The 20,269-nt window shown below is 70.6% G+C and carries 19 protein-coding genes and 2 pseudogenes; 9 read left to right on the top strand and 12 right to left on the bottom strand.

Annotated elements, in window-relative coordinates; all coding sequences use genetic code 11:
• Nucleotides 1-26 precede the first annotated feature (26 nt).
• A complete protein-coding gene (locus SKC42_RS19825; RefSeq protein WP_330965980.1) occupies nt 27-887 on the bottom strand; it encodes a hypothetical protein in 861 nt (286 codons plus the stop codon).
• Between the two features lie 84 nt (nt 888-971).
• Between SKC42_RS19825 and SKC42_RS19830 the strand changes: the two genes are divergently transcribed.
• Together SKC42_RS19830 and SKC42_RS19835 are read left to right on the top strand one after the other, a co-directional pair.
• Nucleotides 972-2,300 (top strand): DUF1800 domain-containing protein, encoded by a 1,329-nt coding sequence (locus SKC42_RS19830; RefSeq protein ID WP_330965981.1) that lies wholly within the window; start codon nt 972-974, stop codon nt 2,298-2,300.
• A 12-nt stretch (nt 2,301-2,312) separates the two neighbouring features.
• The gene (locus SKC42_RS19835; protein ID WP_330965982.1) at nt 2,313-3,506 is read left to right on the top strand and encodes a DUF1501 domain-containing protein; all 1,194 of its coding nucleotides are present in this window, start codon (nt 2,313-2,315) and stop codon (nt 3,504-3,506) included.
• Here the strand turns inward: SKC42_RS19835 and SKC42_RS19840 are convergent.
• The 3 genes from SKC42_RS19840 to fgd are packed head-to-tail and all read right to left on the bottom strand — an operon-like array spanning nt 3,501 to nt 7,770.
• Nucleotides 3,501-4,652, bottom strand: coding sequence for an acetate kinase (locus SKC42_RS19840; protein WP_330965983.1), 1,152 nt, complete (start codon nt 4,650-4,652; stop codon nt 3,501-3,503). The genes SKC42_RS19835 and SKC42_RS19840 overlap by 6 nt on opposite strands.
• The gene (pta, locus tag SKC42_RS19845) at nt 4,649-6,748 is read right to left on the bottom strand and encodes a phosphate acetyltransferase (RefSeq protein ID WP_330965984.1); all 2,100 of its coding nucleotides are present in this window, start codon (nt 6,746-6,748) and stop codon (nt 4,649-4,651) included. Before pta ends, SKC42_RS19840 begins: the two co-directional genes overlap by 4 nt.
• A gap of 11 nt (nt 6,749-6,759) precedes the next feature.
• On the bottom strand, nt 6,760-7,770 hold the full coding sequence (gene fgd / locus SKC42_RS19850) for a glucose-6-phosphate dehydrogenase (coenzyme-F420) (RefSeq protein ID WP_330965985.1): 1,011 nt from the start codon (nt 7,768-7,770) through the stop codon (nt 6,760-6,762).
• Between the two features lie 132 nt (nt 7,771-7,902).
• Between fgd and SKC42_RS19855 the strand changes: the two genes are divergently transcribed.
• Nucleotides 7,903-8,655, top strand: a complete 753-nt coding sequence (locus tag SKC42_RS19855; protein ID WP_330965986.1) for an MBL fold metallo-hydrolase — start codon at nt 7,903-7,905, stop codon at nt 8,653-8,655.
• 40 nt (nt 8,656-8,695) lie between these two features.
• The gene (locus SKC42_RS19860; protein WP_330965987.1) at nt 8,696-9,031 is read left to right on the top strand and encodes a YnfA family protein; all 336 of its coding nucleotides are present in this window, start codon (nt 8,696-8,698) and stop codon (nt 9,029-9,031) included.
• Here SKC42_RS19860 and SKC42_RS19865 read toward each other — a convergent pair.
• The 4 genes from SKC42_RS19865 to SKC42_RS19880 all read right to left on the bottom strand — a co-directional run bounded on the left by SKC42_RS19865 (nt 9,025) and on the right by SKC42_RS19880 (nt 13,105).
• Nucleotides 9,025-9,498: a GNAT family N-acetyltransferase gene (locus tag SKC42_RS19865; protein ID WP_330966060.1), complete on the bottom strand. Its 474-nt coding sequence runs from the start codon at nt 9,496-9,498 to the stop codon at nt 9,025-9,027. The genes SKC42_RS19860 and SKC42_RS19865 overlap by 7 nt on opposite strands.
• Nucleotides 9,499-9,511: 13 nt before the next feature.
• Nucleotides 9,512-11,755: an MMPL family transporter gene (locus SKC42_RS19870; RefSeq protein ID WP_330965988.1), complete on the bottom strand. Its 2,244-nt coding sequence runs from the start codon at nt 11,753-11,755 to the stop codon at nt 9,512-9,514.
• Between the two features lie 69 nt (nt 11,756-11,824).
• Nucleotides 11,825-12,727: a class I SAM-dependent methyltransferase gene (locus SKC42_RS19875; protein WP_330965989.1), complete on the bottom strand. Its 903-nt coding sequence runs from the start codon at nt 12,725-12,727 to the stop codon at nt 11,825-11,827.
• Nucleotides 12,728-12,733: 6 nt separating this feature from the next.
• On the bottom strand, nt 12,734-13,105 hold the full coding sequence (locus SKC42_RS19880) for a DUF3054 domain-containing protein (protein WP_330965990.1): 372 nt from the start codon (nt 13,103-13,105) through the stop codon (nt 12,734-12,736).
• A gap of 163 nt (nt 13,106-13,268) precedes the next feature.
• Here SKC42_RS19880 and SKC42_RS19885 point away from each other — a divergent pair.
• The 4 genes and pseudogenes from SKC42_RS19885 to SKC42_RS19900 all read left to right on the top strand — a co-directional run.
• Nucleotides 13,269-13,370 (top strand): annotated as a pseudogene (locus SKC42_RS19885) (SDR family oxidoreductase); the annotation flags it as partial.
• Between the two features lie 16 nt (nt 13,371-13,386).
• Nucleotides 13,387-14,571: an acyl-CoA dehydrogenase family protein gene (locus SKC42_RS19890; RefSeq protein ID WP_330965991.1), complete on the top strand. Its 1,185-nt coding sequence runs from the start codon at nt 13,387-13,389 to the stop codon at nt 14,569-14,571.
• A gap of 60 nt (nt 14,572-14,631) precedes the next feature.
• Nucleotides 14,632-14,863: pseudogene (locus tag SKC42_RS19895) on the top strand (TetR/AcrR family transcriptional regulator); the annotation flags it as partial.
• A complete protein-coding gene (locus SKC42_RS19900; RefSeq protein ID WP_442932202.1) occupies nt 14,860-15,495 on the top strand; it encodes a hypothetical protein in 636 nt (211 codons plus the stop codon). The pseudogene SKC42_RS19895 and the gene SKC42_RS19900, both read left to right, overlap by 4 nt.
• Here SKC42_RS19900 and SKC42_RS19905 read toward each other — a convergent pair.
• Entirely contained in the window at nt 15,492-15,824 is a 333-nt protein-coding gene (locus tag SKC42_RS19905; protein ID WP_330965992.1) for a hypothetical protein, read from the bottom strand. The genes SKC42_RS19900 and SKC42_RS19905 overlap by 4 nt on opposite strands.
• A gap of 224 nt (nt 15,825-16,048) precedes the next feature.
• Between SKC42_RS19905 and SKC42_RS19910 the strand changes: the two genes are divergently transcribed.
• Nucleotides 16,049-17,428: an NAD(P)/FAD-dependent oxidoreductase gene (locus tag SKC42_RS19910; protein ID WP_330965993.1), complete on the top strand. Its 1,380-nt coding sequence runs from the start codon at nt 16,049-16,051 to the stop codon at nt 17,426-17,428.
• Here the strand turns inward: SKC42_RS19910 and SKC42_RS19915 are convergent.
• Genes SKC42_RS19915 through purT form a run of 3 tightly spaced genes read right to left on the bottom strand, consistent with a single transcriptional unit; the run spans nt 17,425 to nt 20,265 of the window.
• Nucleotides 17,425-18,651: an O-succinylhomoserine sulfhydrylase gene (locus SKC42_RS19915; RefSeq protein ID WP_330965994.1), complete on the bottom strand. Its 1,227-nt coding sequence runs from the start codon at nt 18,649-18,651 to the stop codon at nt 17,425-17,427. The two genes, SKC42_RS19910 and SKC42_RS19915, sit on opposite strands and share 4 nt — an antisense overlap.
• 7 nt (nt 18,652-18,658) lie before the next feature.
• On the bottom strand, nt 18,659-19,081 hold the full coding sequence (locus SKC42_RS19920) for a rhodanese-like domain-containing protein (protein WP_330965995.1): 423 nt from the start codon (nt 19,079-19,081) through the stop codon (nt 18,659-18,661).
• Complete coding sequence (gene purT, locus SKC42_RS19925) at nt 19,078-20,265, bottom strand: formate-dependent phosphoribosylglycinamide formyltransferase (protein WP_330965996.1); 1,188 nt, start codon at nt 20,263-20,265, stop codon at nt 19,078-19,080. Before purT ends, SKC42_RS19920 begins: the two co-directional genes overlap by 4 nt.
• Nucleotides 20,266-20,269 lie beyond the last annotated feature (4 nt).

Here is a 20,269-nt window from a genome sequence, read left to right on the forward strand (position 1 = left end):
GCGAAAACCCCGCCTCCAGTTCACAATCAACGCCTTGGTTGCACACTCGACCGCCGAATAGCCAACGCCTCCCGCACCCGGCGGACGATATCGACGGGGTGATCCTCGGCGACGACGCGGACGATCAGCCAGCCCATCCGCTCGAGCGTCTCGGCACGCCGAACGTCCTTGACGTACTGGCGGCGGTCCGTCCGATGATGGTCGCCGTCGCACTCGACGGCGACCATGGTTTCCGCCCAGCCCAGGTCGAGGTACGCGATCGGGAGCCCGTCGACGCCGAGCACGGGTATCTGCGTCTGGGGGCGCGGCAGGCCCGCGTCGATCAGCAGCAGACGCAGGTAGCTCTCCCTGGGTGACTGGGATCCGGGGTCGACGAGCTCCAGCGCGGTCTCCAGTCGCCGCAGTCCCGGCGACCGCGGGTGGGCCTTGGCGATCGCCAACACGTCGTCGGCCTTGAAACCCGTTGCCCGCGCCAGCGCATCGAGCCTCACCACGGACGACCGGATGGCCCCGCGCCGGCCGATGTCGAAGGCGGTGCGCTCGGGCGTGGTGACGGCCAGCCCACCGAGCTGCTGAGTCTCCCCATCCGACAGCGCGTAGCGCCGCGTGAGGACGCCGCACGGCGGGTGCGAGTTGGCGCACACCAGCTCGATCGGGATGCCGTCGGGAATCCACCGCGAGCCGTGCAGAGCCGCGGCGGCCGCCCCGACGATCGTCGCCGTCCGCCTCGACCACAACCACGCCGCGGCGATGCGCAGTTCGAGCGAGGGCTCGACGCCCCTGGCGAGGTAGACGTTTGGCAGCACGGCGCGATAGCGCGTTCTCAGCTGGTGCGTCGTCACCGCCCCGGCCGCCAGGGCCTCGCTGCCGATGAACGGATCTCCCATGCGGGAAACGCTCGCACGTGACCGGCACACCGAGTGTGCGCCCATCCACAGCGAAAACATAGCCAGATGCCGCACAGTTGTCCCATGCCTGGCCAGTCCGCCACCTGGGTCGCCACCGCCGGTGCGCTGCGGCGCGCCGGGTTCGGCGCCACCGGACCCGAGGTCGACGCGGCCGTCACCCGCGGCTGGCCGGCCCAGGTCGACGTCATCCTGGCCGCGAAGGCCGCTACCGACCCGGGAGCCGTCGCCACCCCGATGCCCGCGTTGGATGCGCCGCCGCAGCCGGGCAAGGGTGCCACGCCCGCCGCCCGCAAGCAGTACAACCAGCAGGTTTCCGAGCAGCAGGACCTGCTCTCCGACTGGTGGCTGCGCCGCATGGCCGCGGTGGAACAGCCGGTGCACGAGAAACTGACGTTGTTGTGGCACAACCACTTCGCTACCTCGGCGCAGAAAGTCCGGGTCGCCGCGCACATGGCCACCCAGAACGAAAAGCTCCGCACCGGCGCGCTGGGCGACTTTCGCGCCTTGGCGTACGCGATGCTCACCGACGCCGCGATGCTGCGCTGGCTGGACGGGCAGAGCAGCACCGCCAAGGCACCCAACGAGAACCTGGCGCGCGAGTTCATGGAGCTGTTCGCCCTCGGCCACGGCAACGGCTACACCGAGGACGACGTCCGCGCCGGTGCCCGGGCACTCACCGGATGGGTGATCGGCGCCGACGGCCGCACCTCGCTGGCCGCCAAACGCCACGACGCGGGCGCCAAGACGCTGTTCGGCCGGACCGCCAACTTCGACGCAGCCGGGTTCTGCGACGCGGTGCTGGCCCAGCCGAAGTCCCCCGAATACGTCGCGGGCCGCCTTTGGCAACAATTGGCTTCCGATGACCCGCCGTCACCGGCGGCGCTGCCCCGGCTGGTCGCCGCGTACGGACCGGACCGCGACCTGCGGGCGCTGACCCGCGCGATCCTCACCGACGACGAGTTCATCCGCCCGGACGGGGCCGCCGCCGCGGGCAGGGTGAACACGCCGGTCGAATGGCTGGTCGGCGTCGTCCGCGCGCTGCGGGTGCCGCTGCGCCGGCCCGCGGACCGCAAGTTCGCCGACGCGACACTGCACGCGCTCGGGCAGCGTCCGTTCTACCCGCCAAGCGTCGGCGGGTGGCCCCGTGGGCCGGTGTGGCTGTCCACCGCCAGCGCCGGGGCGCGGCTGCGGGCCGCGACCCGCCTGGCGCATCTCGGCGACCTGTCCGACATCGAGGGCACCGCCCCGGGCGACCGGGTCGACGCGGTGGGCTACGTGATCGGTGTCGGCGCCTGGACGGACCGCAGCGCGCAAGCCCTGCGGCCCCTGGTGGGCACGCCGCCGCTGCTGGTCGCCGCCGCTGTCAACACTCCCGAATACCTGACGTCCTGAGCGAGAATTCCCATGCCCCAACTCAATCGCCGCCGCTTCCTGATCGCCAGCGCGGGCGTCGGCGCGGCCGGCCTACTGTCGACGGCCGTGGCGGTCGACTGGCACGACCTGATCCGCGCCGCCTCGGAGAATCCGCTGCCCGAGGGCGCCGGGGTCCTGGTGCTCGTCACGCTCTACGGCGGCAACGACGGGATCAACACCGTGATTCCTTACGCGGACAACGCCTATCACGACGCCCGGCCCGAGCTCGCGTACGCCCCGGGCGATGTCATCCACCTCGACCAGCAGCTGGGCCTCAACCCCGCCCTCAAGGGCCTGGGCCAGCTGTGGAACGACCGGCACCTCGCGGTGGTGCGAGGGGTGGGCTATCCGCGCCCCGACCACAGCCACTTTCGGTCCATGGACATCTGGCAGACGGCCTCGCCGGCCGAGCCCGTCCCGACGGGCTGGATTGGCCGCTGGCTCGACGCCACGGGCGACGACCCCCTGCGCGCGGTGAACGTCGGCCCCGTCCTGCCGCCCCTCGCTGTCGGCGAAAAACAAACCGGGGCAGCCCTTTCCACCAACGGGGCGCCGGACGGTCAGGCGGCCCGGCTCGACGCCATCATGGCGACTCTGGGCGCCGACGACCCCGACGACACCCCGGCCATGGCCGCGGTCTGCAAGGCCTACCGCGCCGCGCGCACTGCCGATAACGCGTTCAAGACGGTGAAACCCGCTGCCGGTGCGCATAATCCGCTCGCAGCCCAGCTCGGCCTGGTGGCCAGTGCGGTGAAGGCCCGCGTCCCCACCCGGGTGTACACCGTGCAGCTCGGCGGTTTCGACACCCACGCGGACGAGCGCGGCACCCAGCAGCGCCTGCTGCAGACGTTCGACGCGGCGGTGACGCCGTTCCTGCGGGACATGGCGGGTGATCGCTTCGGGCGCAACGTCGTCCTGATGGCCTACTCGGAGTTCGGCCGCCGGGTTCGGGCCAACGCCTCGCAGGGAACCGATCACGGCACGGCTGGCCCGGTGTTCGTCGCGGGCGCGCCGGTCAAGGGCGGCTTTTACGGTGCCGAACCCAGCCTGACCGACCTGGACAACGGAGATCTCAAGTACACCACCGACTTCCGTGACGTCTATGCCGAGCTGCTCACCCACACCGTCGGGACGGACCCGACGCCGTCCGTCGGCACCGGCCGCACCGCCCTGGGCTTCTTATGAGCCCGCCAGCAGGGCCGCGCAGTCGCGGGCGATGGCCAGCTCCTCGTCCGTCGGGATGACGAGCACGGCGATCGGCGAGTCGTCGGCGGATATGCGCCGCGCCCCGCCGCCCTCGGCGAGGTTGCGGCCCTCGTCCAGCACGATGCCCAGCCCCTCCAGGCCGGCCAGGGCGTCGCGGCGCACCGCCGGATCGTTCTCGCCAATGCCCGCGGTGAAGGTGATGGCGTCGGCGCGCCCCAGCACCGCCAGATAGGCGCCGACGTACTTGCGCAGCCGGTGGACAAACACGTCGTACGCCAAGCGCGCTGACTCGTCGCCCGATTCGATCATCGCGCGCAGCCGGCGGAAGTCGCGTTCGCCGGCCAGACCCCAGACGCCCGACTCGTTGTTGAGCATCGACTCGATCTTGTCGACGCTCATGTTCGCGCTCCGCCAAAGGTAGCTGATGACCCCGGGGTCGATGTCACCGCTCCGCGTGCCCATCACCAGCCCCTCCAGCGGGGTCAGGCCCATCGAGGTGTCGACCGGCCGGCCAGCGGCGATGGCCGAGGCCGAGGCGCCGTTGCCCAGGTGCAGCACGATCTGCCGCAGGTCGCCCGGCGGCCGGCCCAGGAAGTCGGCGGCCTGCTCGCTGACGTACTGGTGCGAGGTGCCGTGAAACCCGTAGCGGCGGATCTTCCACCGCTCGGCCAGCTCCCGGTTCATCGCGTACGTCGCGGCCGCGGCCGGCAGGTCGTGGAAGAAGGCGGTGTCGAACACGGCGATGTGCGCGACGTCCGGCAGCAGCTTGCGTGCCACCTTGATGCCCTGCACCGCGGGCGGATTGTGCAGCGGCGCAAGCGCGGACAGCGTCTCGAGTTTGGCGATCCGGGCGTCGTCCAACAACGTCGGGCGGTAAAAGTCCCTGCCCCCGTGCACCACCCGGTGCCCGACAGCCAGCAGCCCGCACGACTGAAGATCCACCCCCGCCTCGCACAGCTGCGCGAACGCCAGTCGCAGCGCCTCCTCGTGGTCGGCGACCCGTGACGACGGCTCGCCGATCTGCTGGATGCCGCCACCCGCCCGCGCCGTGCCGGACTGCACGTCGATCAGCTGATATTTCAGGGACGACGAGCCCGAATTGATCACCAGCACCGGCGGAGTCATGACTGCGCCGGCTGCTGCGCCTGGATCGCGGTGATGGCGATCGTGTTGACGATGTCGTCGACCAGCGCGCCGCGCGACAGATCGTTCACCGGCCGGCGCAGCCCCTGCAGCACCGGTCCGATGGCGATCGCGCCGGCGCTGCGCTGGACCGCCTTGTAGGTGTTGTTGCCGGTGTTGAGGTCGGGGAAGATCAGCACGGTGGCGCGGCCGGCCACCGGCGAGTCGCGCAGTTTGGTGGCCGCGACGGACGGCTCGATCGCGGCGTCGTATTGGATCGGGCCTTCGACCAGCAGTTGGGGGTCGCGCTGGCGCACCAATTCCGTTGCCCTCCTGACCTTGTCGACATCCGCGCCGGTGCCGGAATCTCCGGTCGAGTACGACAGCATGGCCACCCGCGGCTCGATCCCGAATCGCGCCGCGGTGCGCGCCGAGCTGATCGCGATGTCGGCGAGCTGTTCCGGCGTCGGGTTGGGGATGATCGCGCAGTCACCGTACGCCAGCACCCGGTCGGGCAGGCACATCAAGAAGATGCTCGAGACGGTGGAGACGTCGGGAACCGTCTTGATGATCTCGAACGCCGGCCGCACGGTGTGCGCGGTGGTGTGCGCGGCGCCGGACACCATGCCGTCGACCATGTCGTTATACACCAGCATTGTGCCGAAATACGTTGCATCTCGCATGATCTCGCGAGCATGCTCGACGGTGACGCCCTTCGCCTTGCGTAGTTCGGCGTATTGCTCGGCGAACCGCCCCCGCAGCTCGCTGGCGAGCGGGTCGATGAGCCTCGCGCCTTGCAGGTCCACACCGAGTTCCCCGCAGCGCTGCCGGATTCGGGCCTCGTCGCCCAGGATCGTCAGGTCGGCGACGCGGCGCTGCAGCACGCGCCCGGCCGACTTGAGGATGCGGTCGTCGTCCCCCTCGGGCAGGACGATGCGCTTGCGGTCCGATCGGGCCTGCAGCGTCAGCCGGTGGATGAACATCTGCGGCGTGGTCACCGAGGGAATCGGAATCGCGAGCTGCGCCAACAACTCCGAGACGTCGACATGGTGGTCCATCAGCGCGAGCGCGGTGTCGATCTTGCGTTGCGACGTCGCGGTCACGCGGCCGCGGGCCGCGGCGGCCGCACCGGCGGTGTCGTAGGTGCCCAGCGCGGTCGCGACTATCGGCAGCCGCAGGCGCAGGCCGGCCACCAGGGCCGCAATGGACGGGTGCAGCTCGAAGCCCCCGTTCAGCACGAGGCATGACAACGACGGAAAGCCTTCGGCCGCATGGGCGCTCGCGACCGCCAGCACCACGTCGGAGCGATCTCCGGGTGTGATGACCGCCATGCCGTCGGCCAGCCGCTCCAGAACGTGGTCGGCGGTCATCCCGGCGACCAGTATCCCGGTGACCTCCCGCTCGCGCAGCGACGCCTCGCCGCTGACCGGCGTGCCCTGCAGCGCCCGCTCCAGTTCGGCGACCGTCGGCGCCGAGAGTAGCGGCTCCTCGGGCAGCACGTACCTGCGTTGCGGAAGCCCGCTCAGCGCCTCGGCCAGCTCTTTGCGGATGTCGTCCAGATCGCCGGGCGCGCACCGGTTGGCCACCACTGCCGCGGTATGGGCCCGCTGGGCGGATATCTCGGCGAGACACACTTCGACGACGCGGGCGACCTCCTCCGGCGTGCGACCCTTCCCGCTGACCGTGAGCAGCACCGGCGCGCCGAGGTTGACCGCGATGCGGGCGTTGACCGAGAGCTCCGCCGGCCGGGCGACGTCGGTGTAGTCGCTGCCGACGATCACCACGACGTCGCAGGCGTCCGCCATCGCGTGGTAGGAGTCGACGATGCTGGCGATCGCGGCGTCACTGTCGGCGTACAGCTGCTGGTAGGTGACACCGAGGCACTGCTCGTAGGGCAGGCCCGCGGTTGTGTGGCCCAGCAGCAGCTCCAGGATGTAATCGCGCTCGCCTGCACGGGCGGCACGCGTAATGGGCCGGAACACACCGACTTTGGCGACGGTCGCGGTCAGCTTGTGCAAGAGGCCGAGCGCGATCGTCGACTTGCCGGTCTCCGCCTCGGGGGCGGCAATGTAGATCGCCGTCGCGGAACCGGGGGCCACTCGTGCGCCTCTCAGGCCAGCCGCCGCAGCCGCGGCGCCAGGTCCTTTTCAAAGAGCTCCAGGAACCGGCGCTGATCGTGGCCGGGCGCGTGGAACACCAGGTGGTTGAGGCCCCAGTCGACGTAGTCCTTGACCTTCTCGACCGCCTCGTCGGGGTCCGAGGCCACGATCCAACGCTTGGCCACCTGCTCGATCGGCAGCTCGTCGGCCGCCTTCTCCATTTCGAGCGGGTCGTGAATGCTGGTCTTCTGTTCGGCGGTCAACGACAGCGGCGCCCAGAAGCGGGTGTTCTCCAGCGCCAGCTCCGGGTCGGTGTCGTAGGAGATCTTGATCTCGATCATCCGGTCGATGTCTTCCGCGTTCTTGCCCGCCGCCTCCGCGCCCTCCTTCATGGCGGGGATGAGCTTGTCCTTGTAGAGCTCCTCGCCCTTGCCGGAGGTGCAGATGAATCCGTCACCCGCGCGGCCGGCGTACTTGGCGACCTGCGGTCCCCCGGCGGCAATGTAGATCGGGATGCCACCCTCGGGCACGTCGTAGATCGAGGCGCCCTTGGTGTGGTAGTACTCGCCCTCGAAATCCACCCGGTCGCCCAGCCACAGCTCGCGCATCAGTCGCACCGATTCGCGCAGGCGGGCGTAGCGCTCTTTGAACTCCGGCCATTCGCCCTCGTAGCCCGTGGCGATCTCGTTGAGCGACTCCCCGGTGCCCACGCCCAGGAAGATCCGGCCCGGATACAGGCACCCCATGGTCGCGAACGCCTGCGCGATGACGGCGGGGTTGTACCGGAACGTCGGAGTCAGCACGGACGTGCCCAGCTGCAACCGCCGCGTGCGCTCGCCGACGGCGGTCATCCACGCCAGCGAGAAGGGCGCGTGCCCGCCCTCGTGCCGCCAGGGCTGGAAATGGTCGCTGACGGTGGCGCTGTCCATTCCGTGTCCCTCGGCGGCAACGGCCAGCTCAACGAGTTCACGCGGCGCGAATTGTTCGGCGGACGCTTTGTATCCCAGTTTCAACTCAGCCACGAGTTATTTCTACTCCTCCGGCCGGAGCCCTACACTCGCGGTCGCGACCCGCCGCGATCGCTCCCCACCTCACCGTCGCGACCCGCCACGCCCGGCTCCGCCGCGCTCGCGATCGCTCCTACACTCGCGGGCATGGGACCCACCCCGACCCTCATCCAGGTCACCGACGCGGTGCACCTCGCCGTAGGCCACGCCGTCAACTGGACGCTGGTCGCCGACGACACCGGCGTCATGCTGATCGACGCCGGCTACCCCGGCGACCGCGAGGACGTCCTGGACTCGCTGAGGAAACTCGGCTACCAGCCCAGCGACGTCCGCGCCATCCTGCTGACGCACGCACACATCGACCACCTAGGCTCGGCGATCTGGTTCGCCCGCGAGCACGGCACCGACGTCTACTGCCACGCCGACGAAGTCGGTCACGCCAAGCGCGAGTATCTGGAGCAGGTCTCGCCCGTCGGTGTGGCGCTGCGCGTTTGGCGTCCGCGCTGGGCGGTGTGGACCGTGCACGTCGCGCGCAGCGGCGGCCTGATCCGCGACGGCATCCCCACCACGCGGCCGCTGACCGCCGAGATCGCCGCCGGCCTGCCCGGCCGGCCCATGGCCGTGCCCACGCCTGGGCACACCGGCGGGCACTGCTCGTACGTGGTCGACGGTGTGCTGGTCAGCGGCGACGCGCTGATCACCGGTCACCCGCTGCTGCGCCGCGGCGGCCCCCAGCTGCTGCCCGCGATGTTCAGCCACAGCCAGCAGGCCTGCCTGCGCAGCCTGAACGCGCTGGCCCTCCTGGACACCGAGGTCTTGTTGCCCGGCCACGGCGACGTCTGGCGCGGCCCGATCCGCGAGGCAACGGAGGCCGCCATCGCGCTGGCCGGGTGCGCGTGACGCGGACGCCCGTCGGCGGCCCCCTCGATCGAAAACGCCGATGACCGTTGCCAAGTCAATCGCGTTATTCGCGCTGGCGGCGGTCCTCGAGATCGGCGGGGCGTGGCTGGTGTGGCAGGGCGTCCGCGAACACCGCGGCTGGGTGTGGGTGGGGCCGGGGATCGTCGCGCTGGGCGCCTACGGCTTCGTCGCCACCCTGCAGCCCGACGCACACTTCGGGCGGATCCTCGCCGCCTACGGCGGCGCGTTCGTCGCGGGCTCGTTGCTATGGGGGGTGGTTTTCGACGGCTTCCGGCCCGATCGCTGGGACGTCCTCGGGGCCGCGGTCTGCCTGCTGGGGGTGGCGGTGATCATGTACGCCCCACGCGGTCACTGAGGCTTTGACGCCAGCCACTTTTCGAACGCGATCGGCCGGAACGGGCCCCAGTCGGGGATCGGATCGGCGGGCACGCGGGTGTATCCGGTCGCGTCGTATAGCGCCGCAGCCTCCGGTTGGCGGTTGCCGGTGATCAGATACAGCCTGCGGTATCCGCGCGCGGCGGCCTCGGCCTCGAGCGCGGCCAGCAGCGCCCTGGCGTACCCGCGGCGGCGATGCGCGCGGTCGGTCCAGATCCGCTTGAGTTCCGCGGTTTCGGCGTCATAGCGCAGGAAAGCGCCACCGGTCACCGGCACGTCCGCCACGACGCCGATCAGCAGCCCGCCGCCAGGCGGCGCCAATTCCGCCCTGGACACCGGAAGCCAGGCCAGGTGAGCGCTCGCGGTGCCGCCGTATCGCTCGGCGTACTCGATGGCCAGCTCGGCCAGCAACGGCTGCGCCAGCGGATCGTCATGGGTGGCCGACATGAAGCGCAGCCGGTCAAGGGTCACGCCACGATTCAACGCCCGCGGCGCCGGCGCATTCCGGCAAGGGCGCCCAACCCGCCTCCCCGGCGGCCATCCGCCGGTGCAGTCGCGCCAGAGGTCGCGGCGCCCACCAGTTCAGCGCGCCGAAGAGATGCATGAAGGCCGGCACCAGCAGCATCCGCACGAGCGTGGCGTCCGCCAGCACCGCGAGGGTCAGGCCCACCCCGAACATCCGCATGAACGACACCCCGGCGGACAGCAGGGCAGCGAACGAGATCGACATCAACAACGCCGCCGCGGTGATCACCCGCCCCGTGCGCGCCAGGCCCAGCGCGATGCTCTCGTCGTTGTCGCTCCCCGTCGCGGCTTCCAGCCAGTATTCGCGGATCCGGGCGAGTAGGAAGACCTCGTAGTCCATCGACAGCCCGAACGCGATGCAGAACATCAGCACCGGGATGTTGATGACCAAAGTGCCGTTGGGCGTGGTGCCCAGCGCCCCGAGATGCCCGTCCTGGAAGATCCACACCAGCGCGCCGAACGCCGCCGTTAGCGACAGGATGTTGAGCAGCACCGCCTTGATAGGCAGGATCACGCTGCCGGTCAGGGAGAACAACAACACCAGCGTGACCGTCACGATGCAGCCGAAGACCAGCGGCAACCGAGACACGATCCCGTTGATGCAGTCGCGGTTCGTCTGGGCCAGCCCTGTCATCAGGACGCGCTGGCCGCCGGGCGGCGGGATCGCGTGCAGGCGGGCCAACTGATCCTCGGACGCCCGGGAGTACAGCGGCGCCGTGCTGTCCACCGTCAGATAAGCGCTGCCGTCGGCCATTCCGGCGGGCGCCGACGGCGGCCCCAGGCGTTGCCCCGCGACGAAATTCCCGGTCGGCGACGACACCGCCGTCACGCCGGGCACTCGAGACAACCGCGCCGCGTAGTCGCCGAGGTCCGCCGCCGCCATTTCGCCGATGCGCGGAACGACGATCGTCACCCTGGTCTGTGAGTCTTTCGCGAAGTCGGAGCGGACCCGCTCGCTCACCGCTCGCGCCGACGTGGATGCCGGCAATACCCTGTCGTCGGGGTTGCCCCACCGCACGCCGAGGAACGGCGCCCCCAGCAGCAAGAGCAGTCCGACGACGGCCAGGCCCGTCGGGATGGCGTGGCGCATGGCCAGCCTCGCAATGCGGTACCAGAAGGTGTGCTCGACGCCGGGCGGCCGCACGGGACGGCGGCGGAGGCGCCGCACGTGCAGCGCGTCCAGCCGGTCGCCCAGGATCGCGATCATGGCCGGTGCGAGCACCACGGCGGCGAGCGCGGCAAAACCCACCACAGCGACCCCGGCGTAGGCGAAGGACCTTAGGAAGGGCATCGGGAACAACACCAGTCCGGACAGGGAAAGCGCGACCGTCAGCGCCGAAAACAGCACGGTGCGTCCGGCTTTCGTCATCGTCGCCACGAGAGCATCGGCACCGCACCGGCCGCCGCCCAACTCCTCGCGATAGCGGTTGATGATCAACAGCGTGTAGTCGATCGCCAGCGCCAATCCCAACGCGGCGGCCACATTCAACGCGAACACGGACACGTTCGTGACATACGAGAGCGCGCGCAACAGGGCGAGCGAGCCCAGGATCGCGAATCCGCCGACGGCCATGGGCACCGCCGCGGCGAGCATCCCGCCGAAAACCCACACCAGCGCAGCGAAACTCACCGGTACCGCGATGGCTTCCATTCGCACCAGGTCTTTTTCGGTCTGGTGGTTGATGTCCGCATAGAGCATGGCGGTGCCGCCCGCCCGCACGGTGACGCCGTCGCGGTCCCGTGCGAGCCGGTCGGCCAGCGCCTGCGCATGCCTGGGGGCGTCGTTCTCGCCGCCGTTGAGCGCGGCGACGATTATCGACGACTTCCGATTTGCACTCACCAGACCCGGATCGGGCTGCGGGGAGTCCCACGGGGACACCACCAGCGCCACGGACGGCGACTGTCGCAGTTCTCGAACGATGTCGGTGCCCACCGATCGCGCCGCCTCGCCGCTATCCGAGCTCACCAGGAACACCAGGTCCAGGCCGCCCTGATGGAACTTGTCCGCGAGAAGCGCAGAGGCCTGGGCGGACTCGGACGTTGGATCCAGGAAACCGCCCCCCGAGAGACTCTGGACGGCGGGGATGCCGAACACGGCGGCGGCGCCCATGACGAGGATCGCGGCGGCGATGACCCGCCTCGGCGTGGCGAGCGCCATCCGGGCCAACGCAGCCAGCATGAGCGGTCCTCCGAGATGGCACCCAGGTAATTCAGTAAATTAAACATTAACTTACTGAAGTTACTCGCGCTACACCTTCACCGCGGTGACATAACCGGGGACGACCGCCAGCTCGTCGGGGCCGCCCCGCCACAACCCGGGTACACCCATCTCGGTGAGCAGATCGACGACGTTCCGCTCGGCCGTCTCCCAGCCGCGGGACGCGAGATCGTCCGGCACGTAGCGGTATTCACCGGGGTAAGTCAGGCTGGCCAGGTCGACGTCGAGCCCGTGGCGGCGCCAGGCGTCGACGAAGGCCCGCCCCGCGTCCAGCTGCCTGGGGGTCCAGGTGGGCATGTGGTCGGCGGCGAATCGGCTGCCGGAGCAGCTCGACTCGCTCACCGCTCTCACCAGCCGGTTTTGCGCGTCCGGCGGCAGGTAACCCACGAGCAGCTGTTCGGCGACCCACGCCGTGGGTTGGGCGGCATCGAACCCGACCCGCCGCAGCGCCGCCGGCCAATCCCGGCGAAGGTCGACCCCGACCGCGCACCGGTTCGCCGCCGGCGTCGCCCCCAGTTGACGGAGCCACTCCGACTTGAAATCCAGCACCTGGGGCCGGTCGATCTCGTACACCGTCGTCCCCGGCGGCCACCACAACCGGTGCGGCCGGGTGTCCAGGCCGGACGCCAGGATCACCACCTGACGAATGCCCGCCCGCGCGGCGTCGGCCAGGAAGCCGTCCAGGTAGCGGGTGTACGCGGCGAGGATGTCCATGAGCCCGGCCGTGACCGGGTTGGCGGGTTCGCCCGCTTCGCCCCGCCGGTCCTCGATGAGCCCGGCGAAGTACGGCACCCCGGCGGCGCGTACCAACGGTTCGGCGAACGGATCGTCCAGCAACCCCTTGTCGGTGGCCACGGCCCTGGCCGCCGCGCCGAACGTGGCGGTCACACCGACCCCGGTGGCGGGGTCCCAGCTGCCGCCGGCCGGTGCCATCGCTCGTCAGGAACCGGCCCGGCGGCGCAGGGCCAGGCCGGCGAGCGCCCGCCAGCCCAGCAGCAACACCGCGGTCACCGACGCCGCCACGACCACGAAACTGGCCGCCACGCCCGCCGAACTCGCTTTGCGTAGCAGCATGCCTACCACCACGGTGCACAGCCAGACCACCACCCCGGTGGGCGCCACCGCGGTGGGCCGCTGCCAGGCGCGGGACGCCAGCCATCCCACGACGGTCCCGGACAGGAACGGCCACGCCGTCGCCGCGACGCCCGGCACGCTGAGCCCTTCGGCGTGGCTGCGGCGGCCGACCGCGCAGAACACCAGCACACAGACGACGTCCACGGCGAGCCAGGCCGGCCTCGGGTGCCTCCGCATGCAGCGAGAGTACCGGCCGGGTCGGCCGGTTGACCCCGCCGCGGCGGTGAACCTAGATGCGTCGGCAACGAACGACCATTCACGGGGCAGGGTCGCCGGGGTCACCGGGGCGGGATCGGGGATCGGCAGGGCGATCGCGCTGGGGTTCGCCGACAGGGGAGTCGAGGAGGTCGCCGCCCCGGTGCTGGTCCTCGCCTCCGACGCCGCGTCGTTCATCACCGGTCAGGTGATCAGCGTGAGCGGCGGCCTCACGATGGCCGGTTAGTGGCAGGCTGGCAGCCATGAGCACTGACGCACCCCCCGCCTTCGACCGCAACGACCCCCTGGGCCTCGACGCGTCGCTCTCGGACGACGAACGCGCGGTGCGGGACACCGTTCGGAAGTTCTGCGCCGAGCACGTCACCCCGTACGTCGCCGAGTGGTTCGAGATCGGCGACCTGCCGGTCCGCGAGCTCGCCAAGCAGTTCGGGCAACTGGGCCTGCTCGGCATGCACCTGCACGGCTACGGCTGCGGCGGGGCGTCGGCCGTGCACTACGGCCTGGCCTGCACCGAGCTGGAGGCCGCCGACTCCGGCGTGCGGTCGATGGTCTCGGTGCAGGGATCGCTGGCGATGTTCGCCATCTGGCGGTTCGGTTCCGAGGAACAGAAGCAGCGGTGGCTGCCCGGCATGGCCGCGGGCGAGCTGCTCGGCTGTTTCGGCCTGACCGAACCCGACGCCGGCTCCGACCCCGCCGCGATGAAAACCCGTGCCCGGCGCGACGGCTCGGACTGGGTGATCACCGGCCGCAAGATGTGGATCACCAACGGATCGGTCGCCGACGTCGCGGTCGTGTGGGCGGCCACCGACGACGGCATCCGCGGCTTCGTCGTGCCCACCGACGCCACGGGGTTCACCGCCAACACCATCCACCACAAGCTCTCCCTGCGGGCGTCGATCACCAGCGAGCTGGTGCTCGACGACGTGCGGCTGCCCGGCGACGCGATGCTGCCGGACGCGAAGGGCCTCCGGGGGCCGCTCTCCTGCCTGTCGGAGGCGCGGTACGGCATCATCTGGGGCTCGATGGGCGCGGCACGCTCGGCCTGGCAGGCCGCGCTCGACTACGCCACCCAGCGCACGCAATTCGGCCGGCCGATCGCCGGATTCCAGCTGACCCAGGCCAAGCTCGTCGACATGGCCGTCGAGCTGCACAAAGGGCAACTGCTGGCGCTGCACCTCGGTCGCCTCAAGGACGGCCCGGGCCTGCGTCCCGAACAGGTGAGCTTCGGCAAGCTCAACAACACCCGCGAGGCGCTCGAGATCTGCCGCACCGCCCGAACCATCTTGGGCGGCAACGGGATATCGCTGGAGTACCCGGTGATCCGGCACATGGTAAACCTGGAATCCGTGCTGACCTATGAGGGCACCCCCGAGATGCACCAGCTCGTCCTCGGCCAGGCGATCACCGGTAGCGACGCCTTCCGCTGAGGAGTCCGAAGTGGCCTTGCGACTGGAATACACCGCCGAGCGTGACGGCCGGTGGGACCGCGCGCGGTGATCGAGGTCGGCGTCGCCGGCGGGGCGTTCCGCGACGTCGACGTGGACGCCACGATGTTCGACATCGTGCTGCTCGCCCACGGGTGGGCACTCAAGCACTGGCATTTCGTCGGCGCACACCGTCGACGATTACGTCGCGCTGCAGACCCGCTACGTGCTCAATTCGCTGGTTGCCGACGGCCATCGCGCCGGGTATGCATACCTGCTGGGAGGTAGACCATGAGATCAGTGAGATCAGTGAGATCCGCCGCGCACCGCGTCGTCGTTCTCGTGGCCGTTCTGGTCGCCGGGGCCACCGTGGCGATCCCCGCCGCGGGCGCCGACCCCGTCACGTTGCCCGCGATGACGACTGGCGCCGGCGGCCCGATCATCGGCGGCGGCAACAACTCCGGCATCGCCCAGCAGCTGACCGGCCTGGGCAGAGCCGACGTGCAGGAGGTGGACGGCTCCGACGCCGCGCAATTCATCACGGCCGCCGCGGCGGTGGCCAACCCGCAGCTGGCCGCGCCGTTCGGGTTGCTCAAGCGGGCGCTGGCGTGCCAGACCAACAACGCCGGTTTCGGTGCGCGCGCCTACCGCCGCAACGATGGGTTGTGGGGCGGCGCGATGCTGGTCGCGGCCAAGACCGCCACCCCGAACGTCGACGCCTTGGCCGGCTGCGCCAGGACCAACTGGCGCAGGCCCAGCGCAGGCTCGGACACCGCGATGTGCAACAGCGGCTGGACCACCCCCAACTCGTACTCCAGTCGTCAGGGCGGCGAGGCCTACTACATCCTGCTCGCCGGCACCGCCGACGACTTCTGCACCGCGCTCAACGGCAAGTACAAGACCAACGCCGGCACCTGGCCGTTCTAGGCCGGCCCGCCGGGCCCGGATTCTTCTCCGGCGCCGCGGCGTTTGCTTTCCGCCATCTGGCGCCGGATCTCGGCCTGTTCGCGCGCGCCGCCGGCGCGGGCCCGCTCCGCCCCCTCTTCGGCCCGCCGCAGCCGATCACGTTCGCGCTGCGCGACGGCGCCCTCGCGCTCGTCCGCCCTCGCCTCCCGCACATCCGCCGCTTGCTCGCGCTCGTCGGCGATCCGGTCCCGCTCGTCGGCGATCCGGTCCCGCTCCTCGGCGAGCAACTCCCGCTTTTCCAGGGCCCGCTCCCGCTCCTCCAGCCCGTCCGGCCCAGCGTCATCCGTCACGAAGCCCCCTCCGTTGAGGCCGCTCCTTCGCGGTGCGGATCACCGGCATGCTCATGGGTCGTCTCCATCGGTAGGTGTGGTCGAGCGGTGCCATTCGACCACGCCGCGGCCGGGCGTCGGTAGGGACGAAACTCCTCACCTGAGGTGAACCCGCGACGTTCCCGCGCCGCAGCCGTACGGTGTTAGATGCGCCGCCGGAACTGTGAGACGCAGAAGGGACAGCTATGTCGCGTCATCGCGTGGTCATCATCGGAAGCGGGTTCGGGGGGCTGAACGCGGCCAAGTCGTTGAAGCGCACGGACGTCGACGTCACCCTGATCTCCCGGACCACCACCCACCTCTTCCAGCCGTTGCTCTACCAGGTGGCCACCGGGATCCTGTCCGAGGGCGACATCGCGCCGACCACCCGGCTGATCCTGCGCCGGCAGAAGAACGTGCGGGTGCTGTGGGGCGAGGTCAGCGAGATCGACCTGACCGCCAAGACCGTCACCTCCCACCTGATGGGCATGCAGACGGTGACGCCCTTCGACAGCTTGATCCTGGCGGCGGGCGCGCAGCAGTCCTACTTCGGCCACGACGAGTACGCCGCCTTCGCGCCGGGCATGAAGAGCGTCGACGACGCGCTGGAGCTGCGGGCCCGCATCCTCGGCGCGTTCGAGGCCGCCGAGGTCGCCACCGACCCGGACGAGCGGCACCGCCGTCTGACCTTCGTCGTGGTGGGCGCCGGTCCGACCGGTGTCGAGCTGGCCGGCGAGATCGTCCAGCTGGCCGAGCGCACGCTGGCCGGGGCGTTCCGGACGATCACGCCCAGCGAATGCCGGGTCATCCTGCTCGACGCGGCGCCCGCCGTGCTGCCGCCGATGGGCGAGAACCTGGGCCTCAAGGCGAAACGGCGGCTGGAGAAGATGGACGTCGAGATCCAGCTCAACGCCATGGTGACCGCGGTCGACTACCTGGGCATCACGGTGAAGGAAAAGGACGGTAGCGAGCGCCGCATCGAGTGCGCGTGCAAGGTGTGGGCCGCCGGCGTGCAGGCCAGCGGCCTGGGCAAGATGGTCGCCGATCAGTCCGACGGGACCCAGACCGATCGCGCCGGGCGGGTGATCGTCGAGCCCGACCTCACCGTCAAGGGCCACCCCTACGTGTTCGTCGTCGGCGACCTCATGTCGGTGCCCGGCGTGCCGGGAATGGCCCAGGGCGCGATCCAGGGCGCGCGCTACGCCACGACGCAGATCAAGAACGCGGTGAAGGGCCACGACGACCCGGCCACCCGCGAGCCGTTCAAATACTTCGACAAGGGCAGCATGGCCCTGATCTCGCGCTACAGCGCCGTGGCGAAGGTCGGCAAGCTGGAGTTCGGCGGCTTCATCGCCTGGCTGGCGTGGCTGCTGCTGCACCTCTACTACCTGATCGGCCACCGCAACCGCATCGCCGCCATGTTCGCCTGGGGCATCTCATTTTTGGGTCGGACCCGCGGCCAGATGGCCATCACCAGCCAGATGATGTACGCGCGACCCGTGGTGGACTGGGTGGAACGGCAGGCGCAGGAGGGCACGCTGGCGGCCGTCGAACGTATCGAAGCGGCCGAGAAGCAGGCCGGCTAGCCCAAAGCCTGGTCGATGTCCGCGATCAGGTCGTCGGTGCCCTCCAGGCCCACCGAGATGCGAACCACGTTGTCGCCGAGCCCGATCGCCGCGCGCCCCTCCGGTCCCATCGCCCGGTGTGTGGTGGTCGCGGGATGCGTGACGAGCGATTTGGCGTCGCCGAGGTTGTTGGAGATGTCGATCAGGCGCAGCTTGTCCAGCACGTCGAAAGCCCGCCCCTTGGCGGCGCTTTCGGGGCAGTCGAGCCCGAAGGTGATCACCGTCCCGCCCCCCGACATCTGCCGCCTGGCCAGGTCGTATTGCGGGTGGGACGGCAGGTACGGGTAGCGCACCCAGCCAACCGCCGGGTGGCCCTCCAGGAATTCGGCGATCCGGTGGGCCGAGGAGTTGCAGTGGTCAACCCGGATCGCCAGCGTCTCGAGCCCTTTCAGTAACACCCAGGCATTGAAGGCGCTCAGCGCCGGCCCCGTGTGCCGCATCAGCTTCTGCACCGGGCCGTCAATGTACTCCTTGTCGCCGAGAATGGCGCCGCCGAGCACCCGGCCCTGGCCGTCGATGTGCTTGGTGCCCGAGTACACCACCACGTCAACCCCGAGCGGGAGGCCCCGCTGCAGCAGCGGCGTGGCGAAGACGTTGTCCAGCACCACCTTTGCGCCGGCGGCGTGCGACATCTCGGTGACCGCGGCGATGTCGACCAACGACTGCATCGGGTTCGACGGCGTCTCGAAGAACACTGCCCGGGTGGGCCTGGAGGAGTTGGAAAGCGCCGCCTCCCACTGCGCGAGGTCGTCGCCGTCGACGAAGACGGTCTCCACGCCCCAGCGCGGCAGGATCTCGTTGCACACCACGAAGCAGGATCCGAACAGGCTGCGCGCGGCGACCAGCCGGTCGCCGGCGGCCAGCAGCGCGCCCAGCGCGGTGAAGACCGCCGCCATGCCGCTCGCGGTGGCGAACGCCGCGGGCGCGCCCTCGATGAGGCGCAGCCGTTCCTCGAACATCGTCACGGTCGGATTGCCGTAGCGCGAGTAGACGTATCGATCCAGCTCGCCGGTGAACGCCCGCTCCGCCGTCGCCGCCGACTCGTAGACATACCCCGAGGTCAAGAACATCGCCTCGGCGGTCTCTTCGAACTCCGAGCGCAACAGCCCCCCGCGCACCCCGATGGTGGCCTGGCTGACGCCGTCGGGCAGCGCCCTGGGGGTCCGGACCGAGCGGTCCGTCATCCCTGTCTCATCCCTGTCTCCATGGTAAACCGATTGCGCGCCAACCCGTTTCACCGCGGTGCCCGTGCGCGTCGAGATGACCCTCGAAGCCGTCGAGCACGTTGAACGCCGGGGTGATGCCGAGCTGCGTCGCGACCTCGGCGGCGCCGATGGACCGGTTACCCGAGCGACACAGGAAGATCACCGGCCGCTCCGAATCCGGCGCCGCGGGCGGGACCTGGTTCTTGAGTTCGTCGGCGAACCGCTCGTTGTACGCGCCGTTGCCGGTGTTCCACTCGATGAACACCACGTCGCGGCCGAGGCTGGACAGGTCGGGCACCCCGACGAACCGCCACTCGGCGTCGGTGCGGACGTCGACCAGCACGGCGTTCGGGTTGTCGCTGAGTAGCTTCCACGCCTGCAGCGGCGTGATGTCTCCCGCGTAGCTCATCCGCGAAAGTCTGGCACATTCAGCGCCGCCGCGGCCTGTCGGGCGCGGTCGCGCGCGGCCCCCACCTCCGGCGCGGTGGCCAGTGCGACGCCCAGCTTGCCGGACGAGGGGCCGAACAGGCGCAGGTCGGTTTCGGGCACGGCCAGCGCCGCGGCGAGAGCGGCGGCGGGCGGTGGCCCGCCGGATGCCGCGACGATCGCGCGGGCTGCCCCGGGGGAGATCATCATGGTGTCCGCCGGCAGCCCCAGGATGGCGCGGGCCTGGAGCTCGAACGCCGACAGCCGCTGGCTGCGCACGGTCACCCAGGCGCTCCCCCGCGGGCGCGCGCTGACGTCGGCGAAGTACACCTCGTCGCCGTTGACCATCAGCTCGACGCCGAAGACCCCGCGGCCACCGAGCGCCTTGACGATCCGGGCTGCGATCGAGCGGGCCGAATCCATCGCGGCCGCGCTCATCTGCTGCGGCTGCCACGATTCCGGTGCGTCCCCGTCGTCGTGGCCGATCGGCGAACAGAAGTCGATCACCGGGCCGTGCGGGCCCTCGGTGCGCACCAACAGCAGGGTGACGGCGAACTCCACCTCCACCACCGTCTCGGCCAGCACCCGGCGCGTGCCCGCCCGCTGCCAGGCGGCCGGGATGTCCCCCGGACCGGCGACCACCGACCGCCCCGGGCCGGCCGCCGGCCGGACCAGCAGCGGGTAACCGGCGTGGCTGCCGACCGCCTCCAACTCGTCGGCCGAACCGACGAACCAGAACGGCGCGGTGGGCAGGCCCAACTCGTCGGCGGCCAGCCGGCGCAGGCCTTCCCGGTCGCCGGTGAGCCGCACGCTGCGGGCGTTCGGGACCAGTTCCGCGGGCCCTCTCGCCAGCCGTTCCAGGGCGTCGACGGCCACCGCGCGGGTGGCGGTCACGACGTAGTGCGGGTGCACGTGCTGCACCGCCCGGGTCAGTTCGTCGCCGTCGGTCAGCGGTACCACCAGGGCCTCGTCGGCGACCCGGTGCGCGGGGGCGCCGGGGCGCTCCTCGGCGGCGATCACCGTCGCGCCGAGGCGCCGCAGCGCGATCGCCAGCTCCCGGCTCAGCTCGCCGCCGCCGCCGAGCAGCATCACCCGGGGCCCGCCGGCCGCGGGTTGCGGTTGGTCGGCGGGGAGCTCGTGCTGTGGTTCGCTGGGGCCGTCGGTCACGAGC

Source organism: Mycobacterium sp. 050134 (genome assembly GCF_036409085.1).
Lineage (GTDB): Bacteria > Actinomycetota > Actinomycetes > Mycobacteriales > Mycobacteriaceae > Mycobacterium.